At 74.1% G+C, this 5,733-nt stretch carries 5 protein-coding genes; all 5 read left to right on the top strand.

Annotated features, from left to right (window positions below):
- The first annotated feature begins 33 nt into the window (after window positions 1-33).
- Entirely contained in the window at window positions 34-1,734 is a 1,701-nt protein-coding gene (locus ACTIDRAF_RS0224670) for a DNA polymerase Y family protein (protein ID WP_016701341.1), read from the top strand.
- A gap of 75 nt (window positions 1,735-1,809) precedes the next feature.
- The gene (locus tag ACTIDRAF_RS0224665) at window positions 1,810-2,529 is read left to right on the top strand and encodes a TetR/AcrR family transcriptional regulator (RefSeq protein ID WP_157163263.1); all 720 of its coding nucleotides are present in this window, start codon (window positions 1,810-1,812) and stop codon (window positions 2,527-2,529) included.
- Window positions 2,530-2,612: 83 nt separating this feature from the next.
- The gene (locus tag ACTIDRAF_RS0224660; RefSeq protein ID WP_016701339.1) at window positions 2,613-3,524 is read left to right on the top strand and encodes an ABC transporter ATP-binding protein; all 912 of its coding nucleotides are present in this window, start codon (window positions 2,613-2,615) and stop codon (window positions 3,522-3,524) included.
- Window positions 3,521-5,170, top strand: coding sequence for an ABC transporter permease (locus tag ACTIDRAF_RS0224655; protein WP_016701338.1), 1,650 nt, complete (start codon window positions 3,521-3,523; stop codon window positions 5,168-5,170). The genes ACTIDRAF_RS0224660 and ACTIDRAF_RS0224655 overlap by 4 nt, the downstream gene beginning before the upstream one ends.
- 67 nt (window positions 5,171-5,237) lie before the next feature.
- Window positions 5,238-5,733: PHP domain-containing protein (locus tag ACTIDRAF_RS31140; protein ID WP_016701337.1), on the top strand; the 496-nt coding region annotated here is incomplete at its 3' end.

Below are 5,733 nucleotides of genomic sequence, written 5' to 3'. Positions count from 1 at the left end.
TCCGATCTGCCGGGGGGCGTGCCGCCGGCCGGGATGGCCGGCGGTGGGGTGGGTTCTCGCGCTCGGGCCGGCGGCGGGTCGACGGGGGGCCGTTCGGGTGGTCCGCCCCGGCTGCTCGTGCTGTGGTGCCCGGACTGGCCGGTGGTGGCCGCCGTGCGGGAGCTGGGGCTGTCCCCGCTGGACCCGGTCGCGGTGTTCTCCGCGAACCGGGTGCGGGCCTGTTCGTCGGCCGCCAGGGCCGCCGGAGTTCGTCGGGGTCTCCGCCGGCGGGAGGCGCAGGCGCGCTGCGCCGACCTGGTCGTGGTCGCCGACGACCAGGGCCGGGACGCCAGGGAGTTCGAGGCGGTCGCGGTGGCCGTCGAGCGGGTGGCCGTCGGGGTGGAGGTGGTGCGCCCTGGCCTGCTCACCCTGCCCGTCAGCGGACCGGCCTCCTACTTCGGTGGTGAGGAGCGGGCCGGTGAGCGGATCGTCGACGCGGTGTCGGTCGACACCGGCCTGGAGTGCCAGGTGGGAGTGGCCGACGGGCTGTTCGCGGCCGCGCTGGCGGCCCGGTACGGCGCGGTGGTGCCGGCGGGGGAGAGCGGGAGGTTCCTCGCGCCGTTGCCCGTCACCGAACTGGCCAGGGCCACCGAGCTGACCGGAGTGGGGGCGGACGGTTCCTGCGTCGCGTTGGTGGACCTGGTGCGCCGGCTCGGCCTGCGCACCGTGGGTGACTTCGCGGCACTCCCGTCCGACCGGGTCTCCTCGCGCTTCGGCGCGGAGGCGACGCGCGTTCACCGGCTGGCCAGGGGGCGGGAGGAGCGGCCACCCTCGCCGAGGCGGCCGCCGGCGGATCTCGCGATCGAGGAGGAACTGGACCCGCCGGTGGACCGGGTGGACACGGCGGCCTTCGTCGCCAGGACGTTGGCGGAGCGGTTGCACGTCGGGTTGACCGCGCACGGGCTGGCCTGCACACGGCTGGCCATCACGGCGGTCACCGAGAACGGCGAGGAACTGACGAGGACGTGGCGCTGCGCGGAGCCCCTCACGGTGGCCGGTACCGCCGACCGGGTCCGCTGGCAGCTGGACGGCTGGTTGCGCGCTCCGCCCGGGGAACGCCCCACCGCCGGGGTGCGGCTGTTGCGGCTGGCCCCGGCCGAGACGTCCCCCGCCGGGGACTTCCCCCGTGAGCTGTGGGACGTCGGGGGCGGGAGCCGGCAGCTCGACGAGCGGGCGGAGAGGGCGTTGGTCCGGGTGCGGGGGATGGTGGGCCCCGACGGTGTGCTGGCGGCGGTGCTCGGTGGCGGACGCGGACCGGCCGAGAGGGTGCGTCTCGTCCCGTGGGGCGATCCGCTCGAACCACGTCATGACCCGGGTGCTCCCTGGCCGGGCCAACTCCCGCCGCCCTCGCCGACGGTGGTGCCGGTGCCGCCGACACCCGCCGGCCTCCGCACCACGGCCGGCGAGCCGGTCGGCGTCACGGGGAGGTACGTCCTGACCGGGGCGCCCGCCGTGCTGGTGGTCGAGGGGGAGCGGGAACGTGAGGTCGTGGGATGGGCCGGCCCGTGGCCGGTGGAGCAGCGGTGGTGGTCCGACGACGGCGGCCGGGAGGCCCGCCTCCAGCTCGTCGCCCTGGCTCCGGAGGGGGAAGGGGGAGTCGGACCGTCGAACGGCCAGGACCACGGGAGAGGCCAGGAGGCGTTCCTCCTGGTCAGGTCGGGTGGTGCCTGGTTCGTCGAGGGGCGGTACGAGTGAGCCGGGGCTGGTTGCCCTCGTGCGGGAGCGGGCACGGGTTGCGCCGAGGCTGAACACATGGTTAACCTGCTGAACATGCGTTCAACCACCTCGGGTGGGTCCTCGAACCGCGGTCCGGTGCCGCCGGAGGACCTCACCACCAGGGCACGGATTCGGGACACGGCGATCCGGCTGTTCGGCCGCGCCGGCTTCGGAGTGGGCGTCCGGGCGATCGCCACCGAGGCGGGGGTCAGCCCCGCGTTGGTGGTGCACCACTTCGGTTCCAAGGACGGCCTGCGGGAGGAGTGCGACCGGTACGTCCTGCGGGTGGTGCGGGAGGCCAAGTCCGCTGCGGTCGAGACCGAGGAGTCCGGGGCGCACCTGCTCTCGATGCTCGCCATGGTCGGTGACTACGAGCCGACCGCCGCCTACATCATCCGCAGCCTGGCCGTGGGCGGCGACCTGGCGAACCAGTTCTTCGACCAGATGGCCCGGGACGCCGAGGAGTACCTGGCCGCCGGCGTCGAGGCGGGCATCATCCCGCCCAGCAGGAACCCCGCCGCCAGGGCGCGGTTCCTGACGCTCACCGGGGTCGGGATGCTCCTGCTGGAGACCAACCTGCGGGGTCCCGACGCCGACATCGGCGAGGTGTTCCGCGACTTCGCCGCGTGGTCCACGTTGCCGTCCCTGGAGGTCTACACCGAGGGGTTGTTCGCCAACCGGACGTTCCTCGACTCCTACCTCGCCGCCTTCCCCGTAGAGGGGGACCAACCGGCCACCGGCGACGGGGACGACCAGGGCAACGGCGCCGGCTGAGGAGACCCCGGCCCGACGAACCGTTTCTCGCTCCTCCCGAACCAGGCCCCACGACCAGAACAAGCGGAGAACAGGGTGACGCCATGACCGCCGCCATCGACATCCACCGGCTCAGCAAGTCCTTCGGGTCCGTACCGGCCCTCGACGAACTGGAGATGACGGTCCGCCCCGGCGAGGTAGCCGGGTTCCTCGGTCCCAACGGGGCCGGCAAGTCCACCACCATCCGCGTCCTGCTCGGGCTGCTGCGCGCCGACTCCGGTCGCGTTCGGGTGCTCGGAGCCGATCCGTGGGCCGACGCCGTCGAACTGCACCGCCGGATCGCCTACGTCCCCGGTGACGTGAACCTCTGGCCCGGCCTGACCGGGGGAGAGGCGATCGACCTGTTCTGCCGGTTGCGGGGCGGCGTCGACCCCCGGCGGCGCGCGGCGCTGGTGGAGCGGTTCGAGCTGGACCCGACCAAGAAGGGGCGGACCTACTCCAAGGGCAACCGGCAGAAGGTGGCGTTGGTGGCCGCGTTGGCCTCCGACGCCGAACTGCTCGTCCTCGACGAGCCGACCTCCGGCCTGGACCCGCTGATGGAGGCCGTCTTCCAGCAGTGCGTCGCCGAGGCCAAGGCGGAGGGGCGGACCGTCCTCCTCTCCAGCCACATCCTCGCCGAGGTCGAGAAGCTCTGCGACACCGTGACGATCATCCGCGCGGGCCGGACCGTGCAGAGCGGGACCCTCGCCGAACTCCGCCACCTGACCAGGACCTCGATCACGGTGAGCACCGAACGCGACGGTGCCTCGGTGGCCGGCCTCGCCGGCGTGCACGACCTGCGGGAGCGCTCCGGCGCGCTCGTGTTCGACGTCGACGACGACGACCTCGCCGGTGTGATGCGGCACCTGGCCGACCTGGGCATCCGCAGCCTCGTCAGCAGCCCGCCCTCCCTGGAGGAGCTGTTCATGCGGCACTACGGCGACGAGAGCGCCCTCACCGGGGGAGGCCGTCGATGAGCACCGGAGCGGTGCTGGCCGCCGGCCGGTCCTCCCGCGCCCAGGCCGGCGCGTTCGTCGGTACCTCGACGCTGACCTGGTTCACCCTGCGGTTGGACCGCGTCCGGATCCTCGTGTGGGCCCTCGTGCTCGGTGCCCTGCCGGCATCCTTCCTCCCCGCGTTGGAGGACCTGATGCCCACCCAGGAGGACCGGCAACTCCGCGCCGAGCTGATCCGCAGCCCGGCGGCGGTGGTGATGAGCGGCCCGGGGTACGGGCTGGACGACTACACCTACGGAGCGATGGTCGCCAACGAGATCGGCCTGCTCGCCATGGTCGCGGCGGCGATCATGAGCATCCTGCTGGTGGTGCGGCACACCAGGACCGAGGAGGAGACCGGGCGGGCGGAACTCGTGCGGGCCAACGTCGTGGGGCCTCGAGCCGGGCTCACCGCGGCCCTGGCCAGCGCGGTGGTCGCCAACCTGGCGGTCGGGCTGCTGCTCGCGGCGGGGCTGACCGCGGGCGGCCTGGGCGCGGTCGACTCCCTGTCCTTCGGCGCCGGGGTCGCCGCCGTCGGGCTCGTCTTCGCCGGCGTCGCGGCGCTCACGGCGCAGCTCAGCGAGCACGCCAGGGCCTCGACCGGCCTGGCCATGGCCTTCCTCGGTGTCTCCTTCGCGCTCCGGGCCGTCGGCGACGTCACCGAGCTGGAGAGCGGCAGCCCGCTGACCTGGCTCTCCCCCCTGGGATGGGCGCAGGCCACCCGGGCGTTCGTCGACCTCCGGTGGTGGCCGCTGGCGCTGTGCCTGGGGTTGGCGGTCCTCACCACCGCCCTCGCCTTCCTGCTGCTCGGCCGCCGGGACGTGGGAGCGGGACTGGTGCGCCCCCGGCCGGGCCGCGCCGCCGGGCACCCGTTGTTGGCCGGACCGTTCGCCCTCACCTTCCGGCTGCACCGGGGCGGCCTGACGGCCTGGGTCGTCGCGGTGCTCCTCGCCGGCCTGGCCTTCGGGTCGTTGACCGACTCCGTGACCGAGGCGCTGGTGGACAACGAACTGCTCGCCAGGACCATCGTGACCGGGGACGGCGGCGACCTCGTCGACGGCTTCCTCGCGGCGATGATCGAGTACCTGGCGTTGGCGGTGGGAGCCTACGCGGTGTCCTCGGTGCTGCGGCTGCGCGCGGAGGAGACCTCGGGGCGGCTGGAGCCGCTGCTCTCCGCCCCGGTCTCCCGGTGGCGGTGGCTGGGAGCGGGTCTGGCGGTGGCCGTGCTGAACTGCGCGGTGCTCCTGGTCATGGCCGGGGTCGGCACCGGGGTGTCCTCGGCCGCCGCCACCGGGGACGGCGGGCTGGTCCTGGTCTCGCTGGGGGCCTCGCTGGCCTTCCTCCCGGCGGTCCTGCTCGTCACCGGGGTCGCCGTCCTCCTCCTCGGCCTGGCCCCGAAGGCGCTCGGCCTGGCCTGGCTGGTGGTGGTGTACGCGCTCCTGGTCGGGCTGCTCGGGCCGTTGTTGGACCTGCCGCCGGCGGCGGCGGACCTCTCGCCGTTCAGCCACGTCCCGGCACTGCCGGCCGTCGAACTGACCCCGGCCCCCCTGGTCTGGCTCACCGGGCTGGCCCTGGTGTCACTGCTGGCCGGGATGGCGGGTTTCCGGCGGCGGGACGTGCCCGCCTAGGAGCCGACCGGACGGCTGGACGGGCCTGGCACCGGCGGGCGGAACGGATCGAGGGAGGAGGACGAGGATGAGCTGGCACAACCCACCGATGCCGTGGCCGGAGCTGGAACGGCGCCTGTCCGGCAGGTTCACCGAGGACGAGCTGAACCCGGGCGAGCGGGACGACCCGGCCCCATCACGTCACCACCCCCGTGCGGAACGGGAGCGGCCGGCCGCTCGGCCGCCCGCTCCCCATCCCTATGCCGAACTGCACTGCCACTCGAACTTCAGCTTCCTCGACGGAGCCAGCCACCCGGAGGAACTGGTGGCGGAGGCCGCCAGGCTCGGGCTGGAGGCGGTGGCCATCACCGACCACGACGGCCTGTACGGGGCGGTGCGGTTCGCCGAGGCGGCGGCCGCCGCCGGGTTGCGCACCGTCTTCGGGGCCGAACTCAGCCTGGGACTCACCCAACCCGGCGGCGGTGTGCCCGATCCCGAAGGCCAGCACCTGCTGGTGCTGGCCAACGGCCCCGAGGGGTACCGGCGGTTGTCCTCGGCGATCACCGAAGCCCACCTGGCCGGCG

This window comes from Actinoalloteichus spitiensis RMV-1378, from assembly GCF_000239155.1.
In the GTDB taxonomy this organism is placed as follows: Bacteria; Actinomycetota; Actinomycetes; order Mycobacteriales; family Pseudonocardiaceae; genus Actinoalloteichus_B; species Actinoalloteichus_B spitiensis.
The sequence above is the reverse complement of the archived record's forward strand: the minus strand, read 5'-3'. Positions and strand labels throughout refer to the sequence as shown.

Excerpts from the sequence above, each read along its gene's own strand:
- ACTIDRAF_RS0224670 (WP_016701341.1), top strand. The coding sequence starts at position 34 with ATGGCCGGCGGTGGGGTGGGTTCTCGCGCTCGGGCCGGCGGCGGGTCG.
- ACTIDRAF_RS0224665 (WP_157163263.1), top strand. The coding sequence starts at position 1,810 with ATGCGTTCAACCACCTCGGGTGGGTCCTCGAACCGCGGTCCGGTGCCG.
- ACTIDRAF_RS0224660 (WP_016701339.1), top strand. The coding sequence starts at position 2,613 with ATGACCGCCGCCATCGACATCCACCGGCTCAGCAAGTCCTTCGGGTCC.
- ACTIDRAF_RS0224655 (WP_016701338.1), top strand. The coding sequence starts at position 3,521 with ATGAGCACCGGAGCGGTGCTGGCCGCCGGCCGGTCCTCCCGCGCCCAG.